The organism is Bacillus cereus group sp. MYBK5-2 (assembly GCF_051915685.1).
In the GTDB taxonomy this organism is placed as follows: domain Bacteria; phylum Bacillota; class Bacilli; order Bacillales; family Bacillaceae_G; genus Bacillus_A; species Bacillus_A cereus.
On record NZ_JBQAFE010000006.1, the window covers coordinates 29,586 to 51,202 of the forward strand.

Genomic DNA, 21,617 nt, shown 5'->3' on the forward strand with positions numbered 1-21,617 from the left:
GGGAAAATAAAATGATTCGATTACTTACAAAAGCGGATGCAAAAAAATATTGGGAGTTGCGTTTACAAGCACTACAAGTAAATCCAGAAGCATTTATAACGACTTATGAAGAAGCAGTACGTCAAGAAAACCCTCTTGAACGAGTTGCTAGTAATCTTTCATCCAACAGTAGTTTTACATTTGGTGCTTTTAATAATGAAAATCGTTTAGTTGGGGTTGTTACTTTATTAACAGAAGAAAAAGACGCATATAAGCATAAAGGACATATCGTTGCAATGTATGTAGATACTGAAAATCGAAGAAGTGGTCTTGCACGTGATTTAATACGTAAAGCAATTGAAAGGGCAAAAGAGATGAAGCTAGAGCAATTGAATTTAGGGGTTGTGTCAACGAACGAACCAGCCAAACGATTATATGAATCAATGGGATTTAAAACATACGGAATTGAAAAAAGGGCTATAAAAATGAATGGTGTGTATAGTGATGATGAACATATGGTGTTGTTCTTTTAAGAGAGGAAGTTTTGTATGAAAAAGGCGAAACTGCGACAATAAGATGGGGAATATGGCATATAGCAGATCATAATCGGTATCATCAAGCTCATATAAGTCGATTGAGGAAATTATACAGAGAATATAAACTACATATTCTTTAATTTTTTAATGAACGAACGCCCCTAAATAATAATTAAAGGAGGCATTTGTTTTTATTCGTTCGCTTTTCTTCCCAAGCTATCATTAAATTTTTATGATAATCTTTTGGTTTCTCAATAGAAAACCAGTAAATTGAATGTGCAATAGTTGGTAGCCATCTTTTATAGCGGATGCGTATATTTTCATGGTAAGTATAGTGGGGCGAGATTAAAGTAGATTTTGACCGTTGAAAATTTTGACATGTAATGGCCTCGATTTCATACCAATGCACTTTATTCCCATGTAAATCTACTACAATTCCTTCATCATCCTAAAGTGAAATGTAAGTTTGAATGTAGATTTTTCATCGCGTATACTAAAATATATGTCATAGAGATAAAAAATTAAATACAAGGGGTTTTACAATGAAAGCAATTGTTATAGGGATACTGGCATCATTTTTCTTTGCCTTTACTTTTGTTTTAAACAGGGCAATGGACTTAGAAGGTGGAAGCTGGATTTGGAGTGCATCATTACGGTATTATTTTATGGTTCCAATGCTATTACTTATTGTTATGTATAGAGGGAACTTAAAGCAACTCTTTCAATATATGAAAAACAATCCGAAAGAATGGTTAGTGTGGAGTATCGTTGGATTTGGTCTCTTTTATGCACCGCTTAGTTTTGCTGGAGCGTTCGGACCAGGTTGGCTCGTTGCATCAACATGGCAAATTACAATCGTTGCAGGGATTTTGTTAACACCATTTTTTGCGGTGGATTCACTACATAAAAAACTTCCGATGAAGGAATTAGTAATGTCGGGCATTATTTTATTCGGTGTCGTTCTCATGCAAGTAGAACATGCTTCTTCATTAGGTATTCGTGAAACCGTTTTATGTGTAGTTCCTGTACTTATTGCAGCATTTGCGTATCCTCTTGGAAATAGAAAAATGATGCAAGTTTGTAAAGGGGAATTAGATGTATTTCAGCGAGTACTCGGTATGACATTAGCAAGTTTACCATTTTGGTTTTTATTATCTGGTTACGAAGTATCAACAGGCGGATTACCGTCAAGTAGCCAAGTTTTTCAATGTTTTATTGTAGCAGTTAGCTCTGGGTTAATCGCGACAGTATTATTTTTCTTTGCAACAGATCTTGTGAAAGATGATCCGCAAAAATTAGCAACAGTGGAAGCGACGCAGTCTGGTGAAGTTTTATTTGCGCTAGTAGGAGAGTTGATCTGGTTATCTGCACCAATTCCATCATCATTATCTTGGATTGGTATGAGTCTCGTTATTATTGGAATGATACTTCATAGTTATGTGGCTGTCGTTGTAAAAAAAGAAGAAAAAATAACGGCGTAATGAGATTAGCTCTTTTTATTAAGAGCTAGTCTTTTTTCATAGAAAGGGATGAAAGTATGAATTTACAGTGTGTTAAACAAATTGAGAAAGATTCAATATTAAATGTGCTACAATATGCCGTCGGTCCAAATGAAATAAGCTTAAAGAAGGCAGTAATATTTTATCAAAGTAATAAAGGGACTTTGTACAAATATGAAGAAAAAGCTTGTCTAGGTATTGAAATAATCGGAGAAACTAAAGCACGCATATGTCATATAGCAGTGGCTCCAGATTATCGTCAAAAAGGAATTGCACTGCAAATGATTAAAGAAGTGGTAAGGATATATCAATTGACTTATATAGAAGCGGAGACAGACGATGGGGCGGTAGAATTTTATAAAAGAATTGGTTTTCAAGTTAAAAGTTTAGGAGAAAAATATCCAGGGATAGAAAGATTTCATTGTTACATGGAAAAATAGTATAAAAATATGCATATGGAGTATAGTTTGAAAAAATAGGATTTACATTTTTCTTCATTTCAAAAAAACTCTCGCTCATCATTATCTACGATTTTAATAGAGTTTTGAGGCTTCAGTATAATAATATACATATTTTTGTAGTAATGAATATGATTAAGTTAAAAATTAAGAAAAATATGATAATATATTTATATAAAAGTTTAAATTTACGTGGCTAGTGGGGGAACCAATATGAAAATGAATGAAATAGTAGCAAGTACACAATTTCCAAATACAATCGAAACAATAACAAAAGATTTAAAAGCATTAGGAGTCGAAAAAGGAATGACAATTATCGTTCATTCATCACTAAGTTCTATCGGGTGGATATCTGGTGGTGCCGTTGCTGTAGTAGAAGCATTAATGAAAGTTGTTACGGAAGAAGGAACGATAATAATGCCAACGCAATCTTCGGATTTGTCCGATCCGAAACATTGGTCAAGACCACCTGTACCGGAAGACTGGTGGCAAATTATCCGAGATAACGTCCCAGCATTTGATTCACGTATAACCCCAACAAGGGGAATGGGTGAAATAGTTGAATGTTTTCGTACATATCCGAATGTAGTACGTAGTAATCATCCGTTAGGAAGTTTTGCTGCATGGGGAAAACATGCAGTAGAAATAACAATGAACCATTCGTTATCAATGAGCTTTGGAGAAGAATCTCCATTAAGAAAAATATATGATTTAGACGGGTACGTATTATTAATTGGTGTTGGATATGATTCCAATACGTCTGTTCATTTATCCGAGGTGCGTTCTGGTGCATGTGAGTTAATACAAGTAGGAGCACCTATTATAGAAAACGGTGAAAGAGTGTGGAAAGAGTTTGTTGAAATGGATTACGAATCTGAGAAGTTTGTAGAAATTGGTGTGGAGTTTGAGCGAAAAGGAACTGTAAAAAATGGGAAGATAGGGAATGCAACGTGTCGTCTAATGAAACAGCGTGATATAGTTGACTTTGGAACAGAATGGTTTCGTAAGAAAAATTAGTAAGGGATGGTTACAATGAAGGGGAAAAAGGTATTAATTACGAGCGGTGGTTGTCTAGAAAAATGGGATCAAGTACGCGGGCATACGAATATGGCCAAAGGTACAATCGGAAGGATAATCGCAGAAGAACTTCTAGCTAAAGGGGCACATGTTATATATTTACACGGTTATTTTGCGGAGAAACCGAGTGATATACATAGAGGGTTAGAATTACATCCATTTGAAGGAATCGTTGATTTACAAGATAAAATGAAAAGTATCATATCACATGAAAAGGTTGATGCAGTCATTATGGCAGCAGCTGGATCAGATTGGATTGTAGAGAAAATTTGTGATCAAGATGGTAATGTTCTTAATATGAACGGAAAAATTTCAAGTGATATAGCACCGATTATTCACTTTCAAAAGGCTCCAAAGGTATTAAAACAAATAAAAGAATGGGACCCAGAAACAGTACTTGTTGGTTTTAAACTTGAAAGTGATTTAAATGAAGAAGAACTGTTTGAAAGAGCAAAAAATAGAATGAAAGAAGCAAGGGCGAATGTAATGATTGCGAATTCACCACATTCTTTATATTCGCGCGGGGCTGTGCATTATGTAATTGGACAGGATGGTAAAGGGAAGTTGTGTAATGGGAAAGATGAAACAGCGAAAGAAATTGTCAAAAGCTTAGAGGTATTATGTAATCGTGTCACTGCTTTTTAAAATTAAGTTTTTAGATGAGAATGAATCCGCATAGTAATAAGTAAGCGAAACTTTAATTGGTGGGAATTTTACTTTTACACGAATGTGAAGCGTATACCAATCAAGAGCTATACACAGAATAATTGGTGAGGAGTGGATTCTATGGAACATTTATTAAAGCAAGCTATTAAACTTAGAAATGAAAAGAAATATGCGCAGTCTAAAGAGATGCTTATAGGATTAACAAACTTTACAAAGGATGCAGAAGTACTGTATCAGTGTGCGTGGATACATGATGTAATGGGGCTAGAAACAGAAGCAGTTCCGTATTATGAGCAGGCAATCGCAAATGGACTTGATGGCGAATCGCTTTGCGGTGCTTATATTGGTTTAGGAAGTACATATCGTTGTATAGGGGAATATGAAAAGGCAATTACAGTATTAGAAGCTGGGGTGAAAAAATTCCCAGAGAACGCTCCAATGAAAGTATTTTTATCATTAGCAAAATATAACGTAAACGATCACGAATCAGCGATGAAATTATTACTTGAAACTGTCGTGAAAGTAGAGGAAGTAAAAGAATTTGAACGTGCCATTTCATTTTATAAAGACCATTTAAATGAGGTTTTTAAATAAAGGAGTGAACGTATGAAGGTTACACTATCACGAAGGCGAAAAGGTACTTGGATTGGACTCGTCTCTTTAATTATGCTATCAAACTATTTATTGTATGCCCTTCCAATTGTACCAGTTGCGCCGAAAGAAGTTGTGCTTGGGTCATTATTAGATTGCATGTTTGTCATTCCAATCATCACGTATTTCTTCATTATTCGAAAAAGATACTCGTTAACATATATAGTTCCTGTTGTAATAGCTGGTTATATTTTTGCAAGATTTATTATTCCAAGTGACTATTTACAAGCTTTTTCATTCATCTCTTATATTATTGTTGCGGCTGAAATTGCATTTGTAGGTTTAGAATTATTCCTTCTCTATAAAATTGTTAGAGTGCTTCCTAAAATAATAAAAAAATATAAAGAATATAGAAGAGAAAATTATTCCTTTTCTTATGCAATTGATGCAGCGTTTGACGCTACTATGAAAAGAGGTAAGTTAATAGATGTCATTCTAACAGAGTGTAAGTTAATCTATTATGCGTTTTTATCGTGGCGTGAAAAAGTACCAACAGGTAAATCTGTATACTCATATCATAAAAAGACTGGTGCTATAGGTGTGTATATCATGATTATTCACGCAACAGCAATTGAAAGCATTGGTTTTCATTATTTACTACATCAGTGGAATCCAGTAATAGCATGGATTTTACTTATTTTAAATGTATACGCGATGATTTATTTTATAGCTGAAATACAAGCGATGCGCAAAAATCCACTTGTCGTAACAGAAGAACAAGTAATCATTCAAATCGGATTAGGAAAGAAAATTGTTATGCCATTTACACAAATTGATAATATTGCGTTCTACAAGGGTGAATTGCTAACGGCAAAAGAAGGGAGACAGGTATTGGATGCAACTGTTATGGAGTTCATAAAAGAACCTGCTACTTTTGAAATAACATTAAAAGAGCCAGTGAAAGCGCAGTTGTTATACGGCTTTTCTAAAACAGTAAGTCGTGTTTACTTAAATGTTGATGAAGAACGAAAATTTTATGATGCGGTTAAGGAAAAGTTAAAACATGAGTAATAGTACTGTTAGTTGCATAAAAACAAATGAGCTTCCGTTAGAAGTGAAAAAATATGAAACATGGATAGTGAAAAACTCTTTCTAAATAAGAAGGAGTTTTTATTATGTACTTGTATAAATCATTATATAAAAAACTATACACTTCTTTATTACTACATAAATGGATATAATTGAGGATAGAACTAGCATAAGGGGAAACAAAATAATGAATAAGTTACTTACATCGAAAATTGAAATTATAGAAAGAAAAATCCGGTATAACTCAACAATAGTAGATCACAATTGCTTATTACTTGAAAAGCAATCACAAAGTATCGTTTTATTTCACGAGGTGCAGTATTCATTTACAATGACTGCAAATGATACTAAGTTAATAATCCCAAAAGGGAGTTATACAATCGCATATTACTGGAAAGATCGTCCGTACAATTTATACGTATGGAGAGATATAAAAGGAAAGTATTTAGGTTCCTATTTTAATATCGTAAAAAACACACAAATAAAAGATGAAGTGGTTTCCTTTGAAGATTTAATCATCGATATTATGGTACTTCCAAATGGAGAATACTTCATATTGGATGAGGATGAATTACCAGAACCATTAGGAAATTTCGAAGGTGGTTATGTGAAGAAAGCTCTTTATGGATTAAAAGAAATCATTCAAAAAGAGCTGCCACCAATAGTTTTGGAGACAGCCAGGGTGCAGAGGAAATAAAATTTAATTACATAAATATTTTGAATGGGAATGAGTAGTCTCAAGTTATATGATCTAACTTTTTTAATAAATCTAAGGTTAGTAGCATATCTCTTGAGATTACTCTTTTTTTGTAGAAATTTCGTCGCTTAGTTATTAAATCGATTTTAAATTTATGAAATAATATTGACTGAATCAAGTTCAGTCGTTTATGATTGAATCAGATTCAGTCGTGGTGAAAACATTGTAGGAGATGACGTATGAAAAGAATATCAAAAGAACCAGATGTAAGACGCCAAGAGTTAATGGATATTGGTTTTGAACTATATATGAAAAATGGTATGAAAGGATTTGGCATAAAAGATGTTGTGAATCATGCAGGTGTAGCAACGGGCTTATTTTATTATTACTTCAAGTCTAAAGAGAATTTTGTTGATGAAGTTTTAAATGACTTTATTGTGAAAAATATGGAGTTAATTGAAGAAATACTTATTTCAAATGAACGGTCTGTCATGCAAAAGATGAAAGATTCACTAGATATATTTTGGACATTTATTGAAAAGTTAGCACCCTATAAAAATGTGAGTTCGTTTCAGACGGAACAACATTTTCAACTGGAACAGAAATTATTCGCACGTATGCAACCGTTAATTAGACAAGTAATTGAAGAGGGAGTGAAAACAGGGATTTTTTATACTGATAACTCATTATTAGCTTCTGGGTTTATTTTATACGGTCTTAGCAGTATTGCTCATTCAGAAGTAAAGTTGAATCTAGATACAAAACAAGAAATGGTTAATTTAGTATTAACTACACTACGATACAATCAAAAGGAAGGAGAGAGTATATGAAGATTATTATCGATGGAAATAATATCTCACAAGAGCAACTTATAAAATGGAAAAGAGAACGGATAAAAAAAGTATTATATATATTAGGACATAAAGAGTCTGAAATAAATGATACAGACGTCATGATAAAACAGCTAACGGAAATAAAGTTGCGATATACATACAATGAAATGTACGAAAAGTTGAAATCAAAACTTAGATTAAGTGCAATAGGTATGCATATCTGTACTCTTTTATCTGGCGATAGACGAAAATTTTCAAAAACTAGTATTTATTTAGACGGGATTACAGCAGAAGAAGCCATACATGAAATTGATAGTTTGATGCTTGAACAATCACGTGAAAATAACAAAGTGAATTTATCTGCTTGTCCTGATCACTATGTACTAAGATCCTTTGGGGAAAATGAATTAGAGGTTATCGAAACTACTGGTAATTCTCCGTTTCCAGTTCAATTTTTCATTGTTTTTGGTGACGAAACTGGATTGAAAACACCAAGAGATAAATCTTATCAATACCAATCAACAGGTGTTGCACGTATGAAAGATGGTACTACTATTGGTGGAGTTCGACATCAATTTAAAGATACTGATACAGGGATAGAAGTAAGTCTAGTTGTTGAGTTCCCAGCCCTTTGTCCTAATAGTCTAATTAAATCTCATCAAATGCATTTAGCGTGTGAGTTTTCTTATTGGTTACAGTGGATTAAAGATCAGAAAAAATAGTAAGTAAACGATATCGTTTAAATAATCAAAAGTAAAATGTTCAAACAAATCATATGTATGTTTTAATAAAACCTAGTTGACTTATCGGAAATATTTGTATAATATGTACTTAATTCCATAACGTATTGCTGATTGGAGAAACCAAAGGCATTTTATCTATTGATAAAATGCCTTTGGTTTTTTTATTGTACAAATACTGAATCTGTTCATTTATATGAATCATTTTAAGGAGGGGAAGAAATGACTGTTTCAATTGATGGGGTATCAAAATATTTTTTGAAACAAACTGGTACGGTTCAAGTATTAGAGAATATTAATTTTCAATTAGAAAAAGGGGATTTCGTTACAGTAATTGGTCCGAGTGGTTGCGGAAAAAGTACATTACTAAAAATCATTGCAGGTTTAGACAGCGATTTTGAAGGTGAGATCACTATTGATAGGGAGCGTATAACAAAACCGAGTAAGAAGCAAGGATTTATATTTCAAGAGCATCGATTGTTTCCATGGCTTACAGTGGAAGAAAATATTGCAGCTGATTTGTCGTTAAAAGATAAGTATGTGAAAGATAAGGTGAGAGAATGGGTTGAAATCGTTCGGTTAGATGGCTTTGAAAAATCGTATCCGAAAGAAATTTCAGGCGGGATGTCACAACGTGTTGCGATAGCGAGAGCGTTATTAAGAGATCCAAATGTATTATTACTTGATGAACCTTTTGGAGCGCTGGATGCTTTTACTCGAAGTCATTTACAAGAAGTATTGCTAAATATTTGGGAGCAGAAGAAAACAACAATGATATTCGTTACACATGATATAGACGAAGCGATATATCTTTCAAACCGAATCATCATTATGAGTGCAAAACCAGGGAAAATACATAAAGTGATTGAAAATAATTTGCCTTATCCGCGAAATAAAACTTCTCAATCGTTCCAACAACTTCGAACGAAAGTATTACAGCAGTTTGAATATGGAGGGTTGATTCAAACAAGTATATAGGAAAAGGGTGATTTTATATGTATAAAAAATTAAAAATTCTTTCTTTTGCTTTAGCTATATCAGTATGTTTATTAGGATGTGAAAAAAGTACAGCAAGTAGTAAGAAAGAAGATGTAACAATACAAATTGGTATACAGCAAGGGTTAAGCCCGCTATTACTAGCAAAGAAAAAGGGGTGGTTTGAAGAGGAGTTTAAAAAAGAAGGAGTTAAAGTGAAATGGACAGAGTTCCAAAGTGGACCTCCTTATTTTGAAGCAATCGCATCAAACCGATTAGACTTTGGTGAAGTAGGGAATTCTCCAGTCATTTCAGCGCAAGCAGCAGGTATTGGATTTACCGAAATCGCCAATACAAGTTATGCAAGAAAAGGAACTGGAATTCTCGTTCAAAAAGATAGCAAAATTGCGAGTGTAAAAGAGTTAAAAGGTAAAAAAATTGCAGTAGCAAAAGGAAGTAGTGCCTTTAATTTATTGTATCGAGCACTTGATAAAGAAGGGATTGATGCAAAAGAGGTAAATGTCATTCAATTACAACCAGATGAAGCGCAGCCTGCATTCGAATCAGGATCAGTAGATGCATGGGCGATTTGGGACCCTTTCATATCATTACATACGTTAAATAAAGGTGCGAAGGTGATTGCAGACGGTGAAACATTAAATGTCTCTTCGCCAGAATTTTTAATTACGAGAACAAAATTTGCGAAAGAACATCCAGAATTAGTTGAGAAATTCCTCAAAGTTTATGAGAAAGCACGTGTATGGCAAGATGCTAACTTAGATGAAGCAATAAAAGTATATACTTCTGTAAAAAAGATAGATGCGGAGATCGTAAAAGAAGTGTTTAATCACGACAAACCAATTTTAGTTCCGGTAACGAAGGAAATAATAGCAGAACAACAAAAGACAGCGGATTTTCAATATAAGCTCGGTTCTATAAAGAAAGAAATTAAAGCGGAAAAAGTTGTAGATAATTCTTTCGTAGAAAAAGCATTGAAAGCGAAGTGAAAAGAGGTTTTGTAAAGTGGAAAATACGAAAGCTGTTATGAAACCAGCGAGTATAACGATTGAGAAAAACAGCGTTAAGAATGTGCGAAAGTTAAATGTAAAAGTTTTAGTAAGGGCGATTACTATACCGGTTATTATATTAATAATTTGGCAGTTAGCTGGTGTATTCGGTCTTGTTTCTAAAACAGTTTTACCAACACCATTAGATATTTTTCTAGCTTTCCAAGAGCTTATTAAAACAGGAGAGTTATTCGGCCATTTAAGTATTAGTGTATTCAGGGCTGCGGCTGGTTTCTTTATTGGTGGGGGCTTAGGAATCATTTTAGGAACGATTGTTGGATTTTCAACGAGAAGTGAGCAATATTTAGATCCATCTGTGCAAATGTTAAGAACTGTACCTCATCTAGCTGTTGCGCCACTTTTCGTATTATGGTTCGGTTTTGGTGAAACATCGAAAGTGTTATTAATTGCAGATGGTGCATTTTTTCCTTTATACGTAAACGCATTTTTAGGTATTAGAGGTGTGGATTCAAAGTTATTTGATGTTGCGAGAGTGTTAGAGTTTAGCAAAAGAAAACTAATTACGAAACTCATTTTACCATCTGCATTGCCTAACCTTTTACTAGGAGCAAGGTTATCGTTAGGTGTTGCATGGGTGAGTTTAGTAGTAGCAGAACTTATGGGATCTACAGAAGGTATTGGTTATATGATTATGGATGCAAGGCAATTTTCAAATACAGATATCGTATTTGTCGGCATAATTATCTTTGCATTTGTTGGGAAGTTTTCTGACTCTCTAGTACGTTTACTAGAAGTGAAGTTTTTAAGATGGCGAGATAATTTTAAAGGTGAGACTGGGAATTAACATATAAATTATTAGGGGTAATTTATATAGAATGTGTTAGTATACGTTTCAAAATAAATAAGGGGTGTGTAAAGGTATGGAATTATTATGGTTTATTCCGGCTTATGGAGATGGTCGATATTTAGGAACGACAAAACGAGGAAGAGCAGCTGAATATGGTTATTATAAGCAAGTTGCTGCGGCAGCTGATTATTTAGGATATACGGGTGTTTTACTTCCAACTGGTCAAGGATGTGAAGACCCTTGGGTGTTAGCTTCAGCTCTTGCTGCTGAAACAGAAAAACTAAAATTTTTAGTAGCAGTGAGGCCAGGACTAATGTCACCTACAGTTGCAGCGAGGATGGCATCTACATTTGATAGAATTTCAGATGGGAGATTGCTTATTAATGTAGTAGCTGGAGGAGATCCAGTTGAACTACAAGGAGATGGATTATATCTTGATCATGATGAAAGATATGAAGCAGCGGATGAATTTTTAAAAGTTTGGAAATCGACATTGCAAGGTAAAACGATCTCTTTAGAAGGAAAACATATTAAAGTTACAGATAGTAAAGTTGTATTCCCACCAGTTCAAACGCCATATCCTCCTATATATTTCGGAGGATCATCAGCTGCTGGAAAAGAAGTAGCAGCTGAACATAGTGATGTATATTTAACGTGGGGAGAGCCGCCAGAGCAAGTGAAAGAGAAAATAGAAGAAGTAAGAAAACTTGCAGAAGAGAAGGGGCGTACAGTACGATTTGGCATTAGATTACACGTAATTGTAAGAGAGACAGAAGAAGAAGCATGGGAAGAGGCCGAACGTTTAATTCAATATGTGGATAATGAAACAATTGAGCTTGCTCAAAAGACATTTGCAAGATATGATTCGGTTGGTCAAAAACGGATGACACATTTAAATAAAGGTACGAGAGAGTCGTTAGAGATAAGCCCTAATTTATGGGCTGGAATCGGACTTGTAAGAGGTGGGGCAGGTACTGCACTTGTAGGCGATCCGCATACAGTAGCAGAAAGGATAAAAGAATATGAATCGTTAGGAATTGATACGTTTGTTTTATCAGGATATCCGCATTTAGAAGAAGCGTATGAAGTGGCAGAATTGTTATTCCCATTATTGAAAGACAAGAAGAAAGAAGAAAATAAAATTGTTGGTGAAATGATTGCTGATGCATATGCATTAAAAAAATAGTGAGAAATAAAGTTTCACTTATTTATTGCTTCATTTTGTTTACTGCCTGTTAATACGGTATAAAAAATCCGCAAGTTATTCGCTTGCGGGTTTTCATCGTAAATTATTAGAAAATATGGTAAAATTAAAGGGTAACTTAAGGTGCGGTTGGTTGTTCAATTATCACTTCTCCGAGTAAGAGGGGGGTGATAATACGTGAGTGAAATAGCGTTGCTACTGCAAGGTGGACTGTTTCTCGTTGCATTGTTAACGTTCGTCGTCGTTTTAATAGACAAGCTCAAAAAATAACAACCCACCTATGCCTATAGAATGTGGGTTGTTTTGTTTGTAAGAAACAAATAGGATAAATGAACAATCCAATCTGCTAAGTTACGTGGACTAGTGTGTAGCCGCACACTAGTCTTTTTTATTTATATACAATTTATAATTGGTTTATGTGATTGTATTGTTCTTTTCATACTCATTATAACACAGTGTCTTTTCATCAAGAAAGGAGACCGTATGTTCTGGTCACTATTATATAGTAGGTGCTTTTTCTTTAAACAGCCCATCCATATACTGTTTTAAACTTTGGATATAAAATTTCTGTGTATTCACATTATTTACACCGACAATGGGTGATGGAAGGTCAAATCTTTTTTCTGATAAATGAACGACAACATCAAAGATGTCAAACAAGCGAATGAAGCAAAACAGACCGTCTTTATCGCTAAGTAAAATAAAGTAATGATTTTCACTACTTGTATTTAGCGTATTCCATAAAGAACTTTTGCTTAAATCACGTACAATGCTTTTTTCTTTTAGTTCCACGAAATCTGCATTTGAGAGAATGGTAGAAATATCAATCGCATCTTGATCTTCAAAGTAGCCATCAACTGCTTGTACAGCGAATGTATAAGCCATTTTTAATATACTCATTTTATATTTACGGTTATCTAATAGTAATTCACGTTGAATAGAACTCGCTACTTTCGTTACACGTTCCTCTTTCCAAATTTCATTATGTAAGGAAATATCGTGCTTTTTACATAGTTTCATAATTAATGCATTAGAATAAAGAATTTCGTCGCTTACTTCGACAACATCAGTCTCAGCAGCCGCAAGTTCCTCACCGTGCTCATTCGTATAGAGTGGGGAATCAATTTGTCTTTTCATTTGTTCAATCTTAAATTGACTCAATTTATGCCTAATTAAAGGACGATCAATATTTGTTGTCATTTGTTCATGACAAGTATCACAAATTGAGTTTGTGAAATAATATCCACATAATATTTCTGGAATGACATATTGTTCACTAAGTTCTTTCGTATCTTTTCTGCAAATGATGCATTGTGTCATTTTTATCACCTTTACCTGCAAATTTGTATGTAATCTCATTGTAGTGTATTTATCGGTATTTTGGAATATTGTAAAGGAAAATATTATGTGAAATTCATACTTATTTTGGTACAATGAAGAGAAGTGCTAGTTTAAAGGAGGCCGTTTTTTTGAAATCAAAAGTGCACTTTTGGACATTAGAAGTGCTAATGGTTGTAGGAATCATATTTATTTGCACAAAAATATCATTTTTATTTCAACCGATTGGTATCTTCATATCAACATTATTTTTCCCAATCTTAATCGCGCTTTTTTTATACTTCATATTTAATCCTGTATTAATCTTTTTGGAGAATAAAAAAGTACCTAGAAATTTAGCGATATTGCTGTTATATCTTTTTATCATAACATTAACTGCGGTTGGCGTTGGAGTAGTTGTTCCTACGATTTCACAACAGCTAATGGACTTAGTAAAAAATATGCCAGGCTACATAAAAGAGGGAAAAGTATACATACAAGAATTATCACATCATAGGTTGTTTGAATGGTTATCTACACAAAACTACGTTTCCATTGAAACAATTGAAAAAAATGCGATTGAATACTTAAAAGATATACCAAATACAATTACGTCGAGTGCAACGGCTTTATTTGGTATTATCACGAACGTTGCATTAGTTGTATTTACTGTACCGTTCATTTTATTTTACATGTTTAAAGATGGACATGCCTTTCCAGGAAAAGCGGTAAGTTTATTACCAGAGTCTTACCGTGAAGAGGGGCTTCGTATCATTAAGGAAACGAACGAAACATTATCTGCATATATTCAAGGGCAAGCGCTCGTTTGTATATTTGTAGGTGCGTTTACTTTTATCGGTTATTTAATTATCGATTTACCGTACGCTTTCGTTTTAGGAATTATCGCAGCATTTACAAACATCATTCCTAACTTAGGTCCATTTATCGGGGCAGCACCAGCTGTTATTGTAGGACTGTTCGTATCTCCGATGCAAGCCTTATACGTAATTATTATCGTAACAATTGTACAACAGTTTGAAAGTAATATTATTTCACCACGTATTATGAGCTCGAAATTAAACATCCACCCATTAACAATTATTATCCTAATTTTAGGGGTAGGAAACTTTGCTGGAATCATCGGAATGATTTTAGCAGTACCAGTTTATGCAGTAACAAAAACAGTTGTTTCGAACTTAGTGAGATTGTTTAAGACGAAGAGAAGTAACCGAAAATAGTAAAAACTGAGGAAGATACACCGCTTTTTAAGTGGTGTATCTTTTGTTTATAAATAAATAATTAAAAGTGGGTTGATTTGATTTTATTATATATTTTTTATACATCAAATTCAGTGATAAACTTGTGTGATATAAGCTCTATAAAACTATGTGGAATCCCTCTGAACTATCCAAATCATTTCCTTACAGCGTGCTATCAACATCATAATCGACTCCTTTCAATTCTATATAGTTAAACGATTAAAGGTGAGTGTAGTACTTGCTTCTACGATCTCGAATTTCATCAATAACTTGTTTATATTGTCTTTCTTGTTTTAATTTATTTTGAGATATTGTTTCTTTTTGAATCGTAATCGTTAAAAAGAAAAGGTGAAACTTCATATGTGAATTCCTCCTTTCGAATTGGAATTACAGATGACTACAGTAATGACTTTGTCTTTCTTTTACAGAATTCATAGCCTGATTAATTTGTCGTTCATGAAGCATTTCAGACTCAGAAAATTTATTTCTTTGAATGGTAATGGTTAAAAAGAATACTTTAAATTTCATAAAATAATTGCCCCTTTATAAATGTTTTAGAAAAAACGAGTGTAATAAGAAATTATAGGTGACTACAGTAATGACTTTGTCTTTCTTTTACAGAATCCATAGCCTGATTAATTTGTCGCTCATGAAGCATTTCAGACTCGGAAAATTTATTTTTTTGAATGGTAATGGTTAAAAAGAATACTTTAAATTTCATAAAATAATTACCCCTTTATAAGTGATTTAGAAAAGACGAGTGTAATAAGAAGATTGACGCTCTTTTACTTCGTCCATAATGTTTTGAATGTGTTGTTCACGTAAAATCTCTTTTTGTGAGAGCTTACGTTTTTGAATAGTGATTGTTAAAAAGAATGCTTTAAATTTCATGAATATATTACCCCTTTAAAATATATTTTTAATACATTTGAGTGTAGTATGAACTTTTAATGTCAGTTATTTTATCAGTCAGTTGTTTTAACTGTTGTTTACGATTGATTTCAGTTTCAGATAAAGTATTTTTTTGAAGTGCAGTCGTAAAAAAGAAAATATGAAAAGTCATAAATGAATTCCTCCTTTCGAAAAGGAATTACAGGTGATCACAGTAAAGTGCTTGGCGCTCCTTAACATCATTCATAGCTTTTTCAATTTGCTCATTATGAAGAATTTCATCTTTGGAAATTGTATTTCTTTGAATCGTAATACTTAAAAACAATACGCTAATAGTCATTGAATGTTGCTCCTTTCTTAGAAAAATAATGTAAGAGACTAAAAAATCGCGCAAAAAAACCACAGGAAGATACAGTTCTCCTATGGCTGGGCGTGAAAAAGCCACAGGAAAGTATACGACCTCCTGTGGCGAATTTATGAATTAAATGAAATAAAGTACGATTTTCAATTCTCCATTAGGGTGGTCGAATTCATATTTAATTGTCCAGAAAACACAGGTGCAGTTAACGCTAAAGTTAATGCATGTAATTGTAATTTCATCATTTCCTTCGACCTCCTTTTAGAATTTTTTTCTTACGTTAGTAAGTATATACAATTAATGGATAATTGTAAACATAAAAAATGAAAATTTTTAATTTTGATTAAAATGCGTATATTTAAAAAGGGATTTGAAAGTAAATATTGTAATTAACGAAATATCGATAAAAATGGGGGATGCTAAATGAAATATATGCATCATAACATGATCGTTATGCTAACAATTTTTTTATTCATTGCGGCTTGTTCTAACGGAGAAAGAATAAAAGATATATATGATGTTAGGTCAGATGATTTTAAGAAATATACTGGGACATACGTTGGTAATAATTCAGATGTGGTTGCAATTGTTAATCATTTACCCGGTGGTGGAACAGTTCAAAGTATAAGTTTAGGAAATGAAAATATAAAAGTGAACTATGGTGCAAAAGAAAGTGGGGCTCTTACAGAAGAAATGATTGAGACGTATTGGTTTGATGAGAAGGATACGATGAAGAAGAATTTTTTCTTTAATGCTATATATTTAGTGATTTTAGTACCAAATGCAAAAAGTTATGAGTTTCAGGTAGATAATAAAAACTTTAAGATAACGAGGGAAGAAATGTTATCAATTTTGCATAGTATATTCGATGATTTTCCAAAAGAAAAAGATATATGGAATAAAAATAAAGTTATAAAGTTCTTTAACGGCAATGAAGAAAAAATTAAAATGCTTGTGGAAGATAAAGATTTTCGGAAATCTTTATTTGCTAAATATCCAGTGAGCCAGTTGAAATAATGGAGGGGAGAAGATGGAGTTAGTATACAAAATTTCTTATCATAGAATGCAGGATTATTATTTACCTAAGTTAGTACAGGCGATTAGGCTCGTTAGTGAAGAAGATTTGTGGAAACAAGAGACCTCTGTTAATTCAATTGGTGGAATCGTACTACATATTTGTGAACATTTACAGAGAAATACAAGGCGTTATAAGGATCACAATATAGTTTTTGAAAATGGAATTGAAGAATATTTTCCAATAAAACATTTAAGCTTCGAAACTTTGTTAAAAATTGTTGAAGAAACATTTGATGAGTGGGGAAAAGTATATATACAAGTATGGGAAGAAAAAAGGCATATTGATCTTCAGAGTTTATTACATTTAGTGGAGCATACAAGTTATCATTTAGGGCAAATAGTAGATCGTACAAAGTCAATAAAGGGACAACAATTTAACTTTTGTCAAAATGGTATAAATGAAAAGAATTTGAGAACAAGAGTTGAAACCTCGAAATTTTAGAAAGAGAGTCATTCGTTTAAGAATGACTCTCTTTTTTGTAAAAGAAATTTATGGAAATAAATATATTTATGTGATATGGTTAATTGCATAAGTAATGAACCTAAGAACCTAAGGTGGTGAAATTGTGAAACCTACTCTGGAGCAAAATAAATTAATATACTTACAAATTGCAGAAACGATTGAATCTGATATTTTAAAAGACATATTGCTTGAAGAAGAACAAGTTCCATCGACAAATCAATTTGCGAAGATGTTACAAATAAATCCGGCTACTGCAGCTAAAGGGGTGAATGTATTAGTGGATGAGGGGATTTTATATAAAAAGAGAGGGATCGGAATGTTTGTTGCAAAGGGAGCGAAAGAAGTCGTACTAAAAAAAAGACAAAATGCTTTTATGACTGAATATTTACCTAAAGTGTGGGAAGAAGCGAAAGTACTAGAAATATCAAAAAATGAATTGATGGATATGATTCAAAAGATTACGAAGGAGGGGAAAGAGGGATGATTGCACTTGAAACGAAAGATATAACGAAAAAATATAAAAAGAAAATAGCTGTAAATGAAGTAACGATTTCATTAGAAGAGCATAAAATATATGGTTTGCTTGGAAGGAACGGAGCAGGGAAAACGACACTATTAAATTTACTTGCAGGTCAAATTACTTCAAGTAGTGGAAGTGTATCAATATTTGGTGAAAATGTATTTGAAAATAGTAAAGCAATGCAAAATATTTGTTTTGTTAGAGTAAAAGAAGAGTCTCATTTAAGTTATAGCGTAAAAGAAATTTTTAAGATATGTAACATGTTTTATAAAAATTGGGATCAGAAGTTTGCTGAAGAACTGGCGGGTAAATTTCAGCTTAATATAACAGAGAAATACCATAAACTATCTCATGGCATGCAAACAGTTGTAGGAATTATTAAAGGGTTAGCAAGCAGAGCGACAATTACTATTTTTGATGAACCAACTACAGGATTAGACGCAGCACATCGTGAGTTATTTTATAGTTTACTACTAGAAGATTACGGGGAGTATCCCAGAACAATTATATTATCAACACATCTGGTAGAAGAAGTAACCCATGTTATTGAAGAAGTAATTATCATAAAAGAAGGTGCACTTGTTGTTCAATCAACAGTGGAAGATTTATTGCAACAAGGTCATATTATTTCAGGGCAAAAAGGTAAAGTGGAGGAGTTCTTGATTAATAAAAAAGTTATAAATAAAGAAATTTATGGGAATAAAGGTATTGCTGTTATATGGGAAGAGCTTTCTAATGAAGATTGTTACTCTCTTGAAAAAGAAGGTTTAGTAATTGATAGAATTACATTACAAAAACTATTTATTCACATGACTGGTGGTGAAGTGGAATGACGATGTTAATGAAACAATTGAGGTTACATATAAATTTTCATTATAAAGCAATTTTAATATTTTGGATTGTAGCTTTATTAATAAAAGGAGCTTTATATGCTGCTCATTTAAATGAAGCGAAAGTTGGTTATTTACCCGAAATTATCAATAATCCTTCAATTGCAATTATGATTTTTATAGTAGGGAGTGTTTTCATTGTTCAAGATGATTTATTTCGTTTAGCAGTTTCATTTGGTATAACGAGAATACAATATTTTATCGGAGCGATTTGTTATATTGTGTTGCAATCCGCATTGTTTTCATTCCTTCAAATACTGTTTTTACAAGATATAAAATATAACTTAGTAAATGTTAACTTTGGAGAGCAATTAATACAACAGTTTATTTTACAATTTTTATTTTATGTTACGATAGCATGTTTCTTTCAAGTAGTAGTAATTTTTAAGCAAAGATTTCAATGGATTGGTCTCATGATTGGTGGGTCGCTTTTCCTTTCAACAAATAGTGTGCTGTATGGAGAAGTAGGGATAAAAGGATTGTTATTTACAAATGATGTATCTTTAATAGATATCCCTTATTTTATTGTTATTTCAATTGGATTAACAATTCTTTATATCATAACTAGTAGTATATTTATTCGTAAAGTATCATTTGAACGAACAGTTTAAAATAGTGATAGATTATTCTTTTAGGGAGAAGGAAAATATATGGGAGACACGTCCTCACTAATAACCGTCTTTTTATGCATTGCACTACTAATATTTTGGCGTCGTTATCGCTCCATGCATAAGCCAATAAAGGGGTCGGGAAAACGTATTTTATGGCCATTACTATTTTTAACACCAGGTATTGTATGGTTTTTAGGTCCCGTACATCCAGCTATATTGCAAGTAAGTATAGCGGTATTCATTGGTGTACTTTTTGCTGTGCCGCTTATAGTATTAACAAATTATGAACGAAGAGATGATGGGAATATTTATACGAAAAAAAGTGCAGCTTTTTTAATTACTTTTATTGCACTTGTCGTTTTGAGATACGGTTCAAGAAAATATATTGTTGACTTAGATCAGCAAACAATAGGTTTATTATTTTATGTTGTTGCAGTATCGTATATTTTTCCTTGGAGAATTGCCTGTTATATAAAGTTTAGGAAAGTTTGGCGGGAAAATAATAATCATGCTATATGAAAACTTCTCATTTGAGAAGTTTTTTTATTTTTATAGGTAAGCAAAACAAGTTGTTGAAGGGCAGGCTATCATAGAATATGATACATATTATAATGAGGAAAAGTTGAGGGGATAAAAATGCGTACAATTTTACTTTTTCTAAACAACATGTCCATCGATAAAATAGAGAACATTAGACATAAACATGATCCTTTAGTTGGATTAATTCCACCGCATATTACAATTGTATTCCCATTTGAAAGTTCGATTTCAAATGATGAGCTGAAATTACATATTATAAATGTATCAAAACCGATACAGAATATAGAAATTGAATTTACGAATCAAATTACAAGTGAAAGAGAATATTTGTTTTTACGAGTTGAAAAGGGGAAAGAACAAATAGAGGAACTACATAATATTCTATATACAGGACCTTTATTACAATTTTTGAAAGAAGACATTCCGTACATCCCGCATGTAACAGTCGGAAGAAAAGAAAGTGCCGAATTAGCTGCTGAAGTAGTGAAGGAGATTCCTAGTTTTCATGGGAAGTTAAATTGTGTGATTGATAGAATAAGCGTGGAGCGAATTGGAGAGAACGGGGAATCAATTATTGAATTTGAAGTGCCATTTCTAAAAAGCTGACAAAAGTCAGCTTTTTATTTCGTAGCATGAAGTAATGCACCAATTGCACCGCTATTACCACCATCTTGTAAAAAGATTGGTGTTTTATTTTGATATTCGGTGTAGCTACTAATAATATGTTGAAGTTGTACGTTATTACATAAAGTCGAACCAATATAAATAATATGTTCAATGTTTTTTGTTTCAGCGAATTGAAGGCTTAATGCAGTAACGACTTCACCAACAAGTCCTTGTACAGTAGCTAGTATATCGGAGCTACTATTATTTGATTCTGTAATGGCTGCTTTTCCGAAGTTACTAGCAGTTAAGTTATTATCGATAGGGGAAAGAATACCACCATAAATATCTCCAACCGTAATATCTAGTTCTTTTCTAGATCCTACTTTTGTTAGAGGGATTACATCTTCAAAATGATCTATATTTGTTAACAATTTTGAAAGTCCCATAATAGTCCCACCACCAACTCCGGTTCCACCAGCGCGAATATATTGTTCATTATAAACGTAATGGATAGAAGTACCTGTACCGATATTGGTTAAAATAAAATTGCGTATAGCATGTTTTTCTTCTTTTAATATGTATTGGACACCTGCAAGAGTAGCTTCAAATTCGTTTAGCTCTATTATTTTATATGAACCTGTAAGCAGATGCTGTAATAGTTTCGATTTACCACCCGTAATACATATTTGTTTTATGCCATTGTTGTTTTTAATCCAATCTATTATTTTATGTTGTTCATGCGAATAAAATTTTTCAAAAGTTAATAGCTTTTTTTTGTTAAAATAAGCTATTTTCGTTAATGTGCCTCCAGCATCGATACCGATAGTACGTTCCATTTTCCTGCTCCTAACTACGTAATATGTTTT

At 32.8% G+C, this 21,617-nt stretch carries 31 protein-coding genes and 1 pseudogene; 24 read left to right on the forward strand and 8 right to left on the reverse strand.

What is annotated here, in order from left to right:
- Positions 1-11 precede the first annotated feature (11 nt).
- The 16 genes and pseudogenes from ACTFP3_RS19770 to ACTFP3_RS19845 all read left to right on the forward strand — a co-directional run bounded on the left by ACTFP3_RS19770 (position 12) and on the right by ACTFP3_RS19845 (position 12,489).
- The gene (locus ACTFP3_RS19770) at positions 12-512 is read left to right on the forward strand and encodes a GNAT family N-acetyltransferase (protein ID WP_000620314.1); all 501 of its coding nucleotides are present in this window, start codon (positions 12-14) and stop codon (positions 510-512) included.
- Positions 509-655 (forward strand): annotated as a pseudogene (locus ACTFP3_RS19775) (DinB family protein); the annotation flags it as partial. The gene ACTFP3_RS19770 and the pseudogene ACTFP3_RS19775, both read left to right, overlap by 4 nt.
- Positions 656-1,057: 402 nt before the next feature.
- Positions 1,058-1,996: a multidrug resistance efflux transporter family protein gene (locus ACTFP3_RS19780; protein ID WP_326036636.1), complete on the forward strand. Its 939-nt coding sequence runs from the start codon at positions 1,058-1,060 to the stop codon at positions 1,994-1,996.
- Positions 1,997-2,052: 56 nt separating this feature from the next.
- Positions 2,053-2,454, forward strand: a complete 402-nt coding sequence (locus ACTFP3_RS19785) for a GNAT family N-acetyltransferase (RefSeq protein ID WP_001053115.1) — start codon at positions 2,053-2,055, stop codon at positions 2,452-2,454.
- A 231-nt stretch (positions 2,455-2,685) separates the two neighbouring features.
- The gene (locus ACTFP3_RS19790) at positions 2,686-3,489 is read left to right on the forward strand and encodes an aminoglycoside N(3)-acetyltransferase (RefSeq protein ID WP_000783346.1); all 804 of its coding nucleotides are present in this window, start codon (positions 2,686-2,688) and stop codon (positions 3,487-3,489) included.
- Between the two features lie 15 nt (positions 3,490-3,504).
- On the forward strand, positions 3,505-4,194 hold the full coding sequence (locus tag ACTFP3_RS19795; RefSeq protein WP_000676721.1) for a phosphopantothenoylcysteine decarboxylase domain-containing protein: 690 nt from the start codon (positions 3,505-3,507) through the stop codon (positions 4,192-4,194).
- Positions 4,195-4,335: 141 nt separating this feature from the next.
- On the forward strand, positions 4,336-4,809 hold the full coding sequence (locus ACTFP3_RS19800) for a tetratricopeptide repeat protein (protein WP_000400636.1): 474 nt from the start codon (positions 4,336-4,338) through the stop codon (positions 4,807-4,809).
- A 12-nt stretch (positions 4,810-4,821) separates the two neighbouring features.
- Complete coding sequence (locus ACTFP3_RS19805) at positions 4,822-5,877, forward strand: hypothetical protein (protein ID WP_016122698.1); 1,056 nt, start codon at positions 4,822-4,824, stop codon at positions 5,875-5,877.
- 205 nt (positions 5,878-6,082) lie between these two features.
- Positions 6,083-6,592 carry a DUF402 domain-containing protein gene (locus ACTFP3_RS19810; protein WP_001037874.1) on the forward strand — a complete coding sequence of 170 codons (510 nt, stop codon included), beginning with the start codon at positions 6,083-6,085 and terminating at the stop codon, positions 6,590-6,592.
- 239 nt (positions 6,593-6,831) lie between these two features.
- Positions 6,832-7,422, forward strand: coding sequence for a TetR/AcrR family transcriptional regulator (locus tag ACTFP3_RS19815; RefSeq protein ID WP_000822633.1), 591 nt, complete (start codon positions 6,832-6,834; stop codon positions 7,420-7,422).
- Entirely contained in the window at positions 7,419-8,147 is a 729-nt protein-coding gene (locus ACTFP3_RS19820; RefSeq protein WP_440011044.1) for a hypothetical protein, read from the forward strand. The genes ACTFP3_RS19815 and ACTFP3_RS19820 overlap by 4 nt, the downstream gene beginning before the upstream one ends.
- A 240-nt stretch (positions 8,148-8,387) precedes the next feature.
- Positions 8,388-9,143 (forward strand): ABC transporter ATP-binding protein, encoded by a 756-nt coding sequence (locus ACTFP3_RS19825; RefSeq protein WP_086388250.1) that lies wholly within the window; start codon positions 8,388-8,390, stop codon positions 9,141-9,143.
- A 17-nt stretch (positions 9,144-9,160) separates the two neighbouring features.
- Complete coding sequence (locus ACTFP3_RS19830) at positions 9,161-10,147, forward strand: aliphatic sulfonate ABC transporter substrate-binding protein (protein ID WP_242245065.1); 987 nt, start codon at positions 9,161-9,163, stop codon at positions 10,145-10,147.
- Between the two features lie 16 nt (positions 10,148-10,163).
- Positions 10,164-11,012 (forward strand): ABC transporter permease, encoded by an 849-nt coding sequence (locus tag ACTFP3_RS19835; protein ID WP_000432131.1) that lies wholly within the window; start codon positions 10,164-10,166, stop codon positions 11,010-11,012.
- Between the two features lie 76 nt (positions 11,013-11,088).
- Complete coding sequence (ssuD, locus tag ACTFP3_RS19840) at positions 11,089-12,201, forward strand: FMNH2-dependent alkanesulfonate monooxygenase (RefSeq protein WP_016122695.1); 1,113 nt, start codon at positions 11,089-11,091, stop codon at positions 12,199-12,201.
- 195 nt (positions 12,202-12,396) lie between these two features.
- Entirely contained in the window at positions 12,397-12,489 is a 93-nt protein-coding gene (locus ACTFP3_RS19845) for a putative holin-like toxin (protein ID WP_001289320.1), read from the forward strand.
- A gap of 228 nt (positions 12,490-12,717) precedes the next feature.
- On the opposite strand, the gene ACTFP3_RS19850 is transcribed toward ACTFP3_RS19845, so the two are convergent.
- Positions 12,718-13,539: an HNH endonuclease gene (locus tag ACTFP3_RS19850; protein ID WP_088362018.1), complete on the reverse strand. Its 822-nt coding sequence runs from the start codon at positions 13,537-13,539 to the stop codon at positions 12,718-12,720.
- 149 nt (positions 13,540-13,688) lie between these two features.
- Between ACTFP3_RS19850 and ACTFP3_RS19855 the strand changes: the two genes are divergently transcribed.
- Positions 13,689-14,774, forward strand: coding sequence for an AI-2E family transporter (locus tag ACTFP3_RS19855; protein WP_000837892.1), 1,086 nt, complete (start codon positions 13,689-13,691; stop codon positions 14,772-14,774).
- A 240-nt stretch (positions 14,775-15,014) separates the two neighbouring features.
- Here the strand turns inward: ACTFP3_RS19855 and ACTFP3_RS19860 are convergent, their stop codons facing one another.
- The 6 genes from ACTFP3_RS19860 to ACTFP3_RS19885 are packed head-to-tail and all read right to left on the reverse strand — an operon-like array spanning position 15,015 to position 16,026.
- Complete coding sequence (locus tag ACTFP3_RS19860) at positions 15,015-15,155, reverse strand: YrzI family small protein (protein ID WP_097842498.1); 141 nt, start codon at positions 15,153-15,155, stop codon at positions 15,015-15,017.
- A gap of 27 nt (positions 15,156-15,182) precedes the next feature.
- On the reverse strand, positions 15,183-15,323 hold the full coding sequence (locus ACTFP3_RS19865) for a YrzI family small protein (protein WP_000669816.1): 141 nt from the start codon (positions 15,321-15,323) through the stop codon (positions 15,183-15,185).
- A 52-nt stretch (positions 15,324-15,375) separates the two neighbouring features.
- Positions 15,376-15,516, reverse strand: a complete 141-nt coding sequence (locus tag ACTFP3_RS19870; protein ID WP_000669805.1) for a YrzI family small protein — start codon at positions 15,514-15,516, stop codon at positions 15,376-15,378.
- A 26-nt stretch (positions 15,517-15,542) separates the two neighbouring features.
- Positions 15,543-15,686 (reverse strand): YrzI family small protein, encoded by a 144-nt coding sequence (locus ACTFP3_RS19875; protein WP_000668963.1) that lies wholly within the window; start codon positions 15,684-15,686, stop codon positions 15,543-15,545.
- A 28-nt stretch (positions 15,687-15,714) separates the two neighbouring features.
- Positions 15,715-15,858: a YrzI family small protein gene (locus ACTFP3_RS19880; protein WP_000142708.1), complete on the reverse strand. Its 144-nt coding sequence runs from the start codon at positions 15,856-15,858 to the stop codon at positions 15,715-15,717.
- Between the two features lie 27 nt (positions 15,859-15,885).
- Positions 15,886-16,026, reverse strand: coding sequence for a YrzI family small protein (locus tag ACTFP3_RS19885; protein WP_000156193.1), 141 nt, complete (start codon positions 16,024-16,026; stop codon positions 15,886-15,888).
- 441 nt (positions 16,027-16,467) lie between these two features.
- Between ACTFP3_RS19885 and ACTFP3_RS19890 the strand changes: the two genes are divergently transcribed.
- From ACTFP3_RS19890 to ACTFP3_RS19920, 7 genes are all read left to right on the forward strand, one after another.
- Entirely contained in the window at positions 16,468-17,061 is a 594-nt protein-coding gene (locus ACTFP3_RS19890) for a DUF4825 domain-containing protein (protein ID WP_326036632.1), read from the forward strand.
- Positions 17,062-17,074: 13 nt separating this feature from the next.
- Complete coding sequence (locus tag ACTFP3_RS19895; RefSeq protein ID WP_326036631.1) at positions 17,075-17,563, forward strand: hypothetical protein; 489 nt, start codon at positions 17,075-17,077, stop codon at positions 17,561-17,563.
- Between the two features lie 124 nt (positions 17,564-17,687).
- Entirely contained in the window at positions 17,688-18,068 is a 381-nt protein-coding gene (locus ACTFP3_RS19900) for a GntR family transcriptional regulator (protein ID WP_000805190.1), read from the forward strand.
- Positions 18,065-18,937, forward strand: a complete 873-nt coding sequence (locus ACTFP3_RS19905) for an ABC transporter ATP-binding protein (RefSeq protein ID WP_326036630.1) — start codon at positions 18,065-18,067, stop codon at positions 18,935-18,937. Before ACTFP3_RS19900 ends, ACTFP3_RS19905 begins: the two co-directional genes overlap by 4 nt.
- Positions 18,934-19,605 carry a DUF4052 domain-containing protein gene (locus ACTFP3_RS19910; RefSeq protein WP_000178200.1) on the forward strand — a complete coding sequence of 224 codons (672 nt, stop codon included), beginning with the start codon at positions 18,934-18,936 and terminating at the stop codon, positions 19,603-19,605. The genes ACTFP3_RS19905 and ACTFP3_RS19910 overlap by 4 nt, the downstream gene beginning before the upstream one ends.
- Positions 19,606-19,644: 39 nt before the next feature.
- A complete protein-coding gene (locus ACTFP3_RS19915; RefSeq protein WP_326036629.1) occupies positions 19,645-20,124 on the forward strand; it encodes a cytochrome c biogenesis protein CcdC in 480 nt (159 codons plus the stop codon).
- A 117-nt stretch (positions 20,125-20,241) separates the two neighbouring features.
- The gene (locus ACTFP3_RS19920) at positions 20,242-20,751 is read left to right on the forward strand and encodes a 2'-5' RNA ligase family protein (RefSeq protein ID WP_326036628.1); all 510 of its coding nucleotides are present in this window, start codon (positions 20,242-20,244) and stop codon (positions 20,749-20,751) included.
- A gap of 14 nt (positions 20,752-20,765) precedes the next feature.
- Here ACTFP3_RS19920 and coaW read toward each other — a convergent pair whose 3' ends face one another.
- On the reverse strand, positions 20,766-21,587 hold the full coding sequence (coaW, locus tag ACTFP3_RS19925) for a type II pantothenate kinase (protein ID WP_242284545.1): 822 nt from the start codon (positions 21,585-21,587) through the stop codon (positions 20,766-20,768).
- Between the last annotated feature and the right edge of the window lie 30 nt (positions 21,588-21,617).

What these genes read in the sequence shown, in the direction of transcription:
- ACTFP3_RS19780 (WP_326036636.1), top strand. Translation starts at nt 1,058, where the DNA reads ATGAAAGCAATTGTTATAGGGATACTGGCATCATTTTTCTTTGCCTTT.
- ACTFP3_RS19815 (WP_000822633.1), top strand. Translation starts at nt 6,832, where the DNA reads ATGAAAAGAATATCAAAAGAACCAGATGTAAGACGCCAAGAGTTAATG.
- ACTFP3_RS19795 (WP_000676721.1), top strand. Translation starts at nt 3,505, where the DNA reads ATGAAGGGGAAAAAGGTATTAATTACGAGCGGTGGTTGTCTAGAAAAA.
- ACTFP3_RS19860 (WP_097842498.1), bottom strand. Translation starts at nt 15,155, where the DNA reads ATGAAGTTTCACCTTTTCTTTTTAACGATTACGATTCAAAAAGAAACA.
- ACTFP3_RS19850 (WP_088362018.1), bottom strand. Translation starts at nt 13,539, where the DNA reads ATGACACAATGCATCATTTGCAGAAAAGATACGAAAGAACTTAGTGAA.
- ACTFP3_RS19820 (WP_440011044.1), top strand. Translation starts at nt 7,419, where the DNA reads ATGAAGATTATTATCGATGGAAATAATATCTCACAAGAGCAACTTATA.
- ACTFP3_RS19805 (WP_016122698.1), top strand. Translation starts at nt 4,822, where the DNA reads ATGAAGGTTACACTATCACGAAGGCGAAAAGGTACTTGGATTGGACTC.
- ACTFP3_RS19810 (WP_001037874.1), top strand. Translation starts at nt 6,083, where the DNA reads ATGAATAAGTTACTTACATCGAAAATTGAAATTATAGAAAGAAAAATC.
- ACTFP3_RS19830 (WP_242245065.1), top strand. Translation starts at nt 9,161, where the DNA reads ATGTATAAAAAATTAAAAATTCTTTCTTTTGCTTTAGCTATATCAGTA.
- ACTFP3_RS19905 (WP_326036630.1), top strand. Translation starts at nt 18,065, where the DNA reads ATGATTGCACTTGAAACGAAAGATATAACGAAAAAATATAAAAAGAAA.
- ACTFP3_RS19885 (WP_000156193.1), bottom strand. Translation starts at nt 16,026, where the DNA reads ATGACTATTAGCGTATTGTTTTTAAGTATTACGATTCAAAGAAATACA.
- ACTFP3_RS19865 (WP_000669816.1), bottom strand. Translation starts at nt 15,323, where the DNA reads ATGAAATTTAAAGTATTCTTTTTAACCATTACCATTCAAAGAAATAAA.
- ACTFP3_RS19785 (WP_001053115.1), top strand. Translation starts at nt 2,053, where the DNA reads ATGAATTTACAGTGTGTTAAACAAATTGAGAAAGATTCAATATTAAAT.
- ACTFP3_RS19870 (WP_000669805.1), bottom strand. Translation starts at nt 15,516, where the DNA reads ATGAAATTTAAAGTATTCTTTTTAACCATTACCATTCAAAAAAATAAA.
- ACTFP3_RS19910 (WP_000178200.1), top strand. Translation starts at nt 18,934, where the DNA reads ATGACGATGTTAATGAAACAATTGAGGTTACATATAAATTTTCATTAT.
- ACTFP3_RS19825 (WP_086388250.1), top strand. Translation starts at nt 8,388, where the DNA reads ATGACTGTTTCAATTGATGGGGTATCAAAATATTTTTTGAAACAAACT.
- ACTFP3_RS19895 (WP_326036631.1), top strand. Translation starts at nt 17,075, where the DNA reads ATGGAGTTAGTATACAAAATTTCTTATCATAGAATGCAGGATTATTAT.
- ACTFP3_RS19790 (WP_000783346.1), top strand. Translation starts at nt 2,686, where the DNA reads ATGAAAATGAATGAAATAGTAGCAAGTACACAATTTCCAAATACAATC.
- ACTFP3_RS19880 (WP_000142708.1), bottom strand. Translation starts at nt 15,858, where the DNA reads ATGACTTTTCATATTTTCTTTTTTACGACTGCACTTCAAAAAAATACT.
- ACTFP3_RS19920 (WP_326036628.1), top strand. Translation starts at nt 20,242, where the DNA reads ATGCGTACAATTTTACTTTTTCTAAACAACATGTCCATCGATAAAATA.
- ACTFP3_RS19875 (WP_000668963.1), bottom strand. Translation starts at nt 15,686, where the DNA reads ATGAAATTTAAAGCATTCTTTTTAACAATCACTATTCAAAAACGTAAG.
- ssuD (WP_016122695.1), top strand. Translation starts at nt 11,089, where the DNA reads ATGGAATTATTATGGTTTATTCCGGCTTATGGAGATGGTCGATATTTA.
- ACTFP3_RS19890 (WP_326036632.1), top strand. Translation starts at nt 16,468, where the DNA reads ATGAAATATATGCATCATAACATGATCGTTATGCTAACAATTTTTTTA.
- ACTFP3_RS19770 (WP_000620314.1), top strand. Translation starts at nt 12, where the DNA reads ATGATTCGATTACTTACAAAAGCGGATGCAAAAAAATATTGGGAGTTG.
- ACTFP3_RS19800 (WP_000400636.1), top strand. Translation starts at nt 4,336, where the DNA reads ATGGAACATTTATTAAAGCAAGCTATTAAACTTAGAAATGAAAAGAAA.
- ACTFP3_RS19915 (WP_326036629.1), top strand. Translation starts at nt 19,645, where the DNA reads ATGGGAGACACGTCCTCACTAATAACCGTCTTTTTATGCATTGCACTA.
- coaW (WP_242284545.1), bottom strand. Translation starts at nt 21,587, where the DNA reads ATGGAACGTACTATCGGTATCGATGCTGGAGGCACATTAACGAAAATA.